General features: G+C 65.1%; 2 protein-coding genes. One reads left to right on the forward strand and one right to left on the reverse strand.

From position 1 onward, the window contains the following. A partial coding sequence (locus tag O9335_RS11035; RefSeq protein WP_298387891.1) for a TIGR00366 family protein occupies window positions 1-965 on the forward strand: 965 nt, incomplete at its 5' end. 48 nt (window positions 966-1,013) lie between these two features. Here O9335_RS11035 and O9335_RS11040 read toward each other — a convergent pair. Continuing rightward, a partial coding sequence (locus tag O9335_RS11040; protein ID WP_298387894.1) for an AAA family ATPase occupies window positions 1,014-2,486 on the reverse strand: 1,473 nt, incomplete at its 5' end.

Consider the following 2,486-nt stretch of genomic DNA (forward strand, 5'->3'; position numbering starts at 1 on the left):
ACGACAGCATTTGCGCCGTGATGGTCACGTACGTGGCCACACAAATCGGCTTCGGCACGAGTTGGATGAACCCGTTTGGCGTGGCCATCGCCCAAGGCATCTCGGGTGTCCAAGTGGGCTCTGGCGCAGGTTTGCGCTTGCTGATGTGGGCTTCGTTCACCCTTTTCGGCATCGTGTACTTGATGCGCTACGCCAACTGGGTCAAAGCGAACCCGGGACGGTCGCTGGCCTGGGCGTCAGACCAGCAGCACTTCGCTCGCGCCGAGACCGCCACCACCGGCGGCCATTTGACCTGGGCCGACGAACTCATCTTGGTGACCCTCCTGCTCGGCATGGTGTGGGTCACATGGGGCGTCTTGGCTTGGGGCTACTACATCCCAGAGATTGCCAGCCAGTTCTTCACGATCGGCTTGGTTTGCGGCTTGATCGGCCGCTTTGGTCGCCAGCCGGGCTGCGATGCCAATGGCTTGGCAGGCGCCTTTCGGCAGGGGGCGGCAGACCTGCTGCCAGCAGCCCTGGTGGTCGCGCTGGCCAAGGGCTTGGTGCTGCTGCTGGGCGGCGACAACCCCGCCAAGCCGTCGGTGCTCAACACCATGCTGTTCCACATGGGCGACGGCCTGAGCGGCTTGCCTCAAGTGGCCTCAGCGTGGCTGATGTTGGTCTTGCAATCGGTGACCAACTTTTTCGTGCCCTCGGGCTCCGGTCAAGCCGCCTTGGTCATGCCACTGATGGCCCCGCTGTCTGACCTGCTGGGGGTCGGTCGCCAAGTCGCGGTCCTCGCCTTCCAATTGGGCGATGGCCTGACCAACATCATCATCCCCACCTCGGCCAGCTTGGTGGGCTGCTTGGGCGTGGTGAAGATGGACTGGGGCACGTGGTTTCAAGCCATTTGGCGTTTCCAACTGTGGCTGTTTGGATTGGCATCGGTGTTCGTGATCGGAGCCACCGTGATCGGCTACCACTGAAAGGTTGAGAGCCCCAGCCGGCCAAGCTGGGGCTCGAACTCTGGCCGGTCAGTGCACCGTCCGCTCGAACCGGAACTCGCCGTCCTCCACCTCCACCGGCACCGTGTCCTTCGGGCCGAACTGGCCCTGGAGGATCAGCTTGGCCACCGGGTTTTCGATGCGCTGCTGGATGGCGCGCTTGAGCGGACGGGCGCCGAAGACCGGGTCGAAGCCGACCTTGGCCAACTCGTCCAGCGCGGCTTCGCTGACGGTGAGCAGCATCTCCTGCGCCGCCAGGCGCTGCTCCAGGCCCCGCAGTTGGATGCGGGCGATGCTGCGAATGTGCTCGCGGCCCAGCGCGTGGAACACCACGGTTTCATCGATGCGGTTCAGGAACTCGGGGCGGAAGTGGCCCTTGACCTCCCTCATCACTGCTTCGCGGATGACCTCGTCGGGCTCGCCGGCCAGCGCCATGATGTGCTGCGAGCCCAGGTTGCTGGTCATCACGATGACGGTGTTCTTGAAGTCCACGGTGCGGCCTTGGCCGTCGGTCAGGCGGCCGTCGTCCAGCACCTGCAGGAGCACGTTGAACACATCGGGATGGGCCTTTTCCACCTCGTCCAACAGCAACACGCTGTAGGGCTTGCGGCGCACAGCCTCGGTGAGCGTGCCGCCTTCTTCGTAGCCCACGTAGCCCGGGGGCGCGCCGATGAGGCGGCTGACCGAGTGCTTCTCCATGAACTCGCTCATGTCGATGCGCACGAGGTGGTCGCGGCTGTCGAACAGGAACTCGGCCAGGGCCTTGCACAGCTCGGTCTTGCCCACGCCCGTGGGGCCGAGGAACAGGAAGGAGCCCAAGGGGCGGTTCGGGTCGCTCAGGCCCGCGCGGCTGCGGCGAATGGCGTCGGCCACGGCCACGATGGCCTCGTCCTGGCCCACCACGGCCTCGTGCAGCTTGGTTTCCATGGCCAGCAGCTTGTCGCGCTCGCCCTGCATCAGTTTGCTGACGGGGATGCCCGTGGCCCGGGCCACGACCTCGGCGATTTCCTCCGCACCGACCTGGGTGCGCAGCAGGCGCGGCTTGGCGCCCGCCCCTTGGGCTTCGGTGGCCTGCGCTTCGGCCAAGCGCTTTTCCAGCTCGGGCAGCTTGCCGTATTGCAGCTCAGCGACTTTCGCCAAGTCCCCTTTTCGCTTGAGTTCCTCGATCTGCGTGCGCACGCGATCGATCTCTTCCTTGACCTGGGCCGAGCCCTGGGCCTGAGCCTTCTCGGCCTTCCACAGCTCGTCCAGATCGGCGGCCTCGCGCTCCAACTTGGCGATTTCTTCCTCGATGAGGCCCAGGCGCTTGATGGAGGCCTCGTCCTTCTCCTTCTTGACCGCCTCGCGCTCGATCTTGAGCTGGATCAGGCGGCGATCGAGCTTGTCCATCGCCTCCGGCTTGGAGTCGATTTCGATCTTGATCTTGGAGGCGGCCTCGTCGATGCGGTCGATGGCCTTGTCGGGCAGGAAGCGGTCGGTGATGTAGCGGTGGCTCAGCTCGGC

Origin of the sequence: Inhella sp. (assembly GCF_027532025.1) — a bacterium.
GTDB lineage: Bacteria > Pseudomonadota > Gammaproteobacteria > Burkholderiales > Burkholderiaceae_C > Inhella.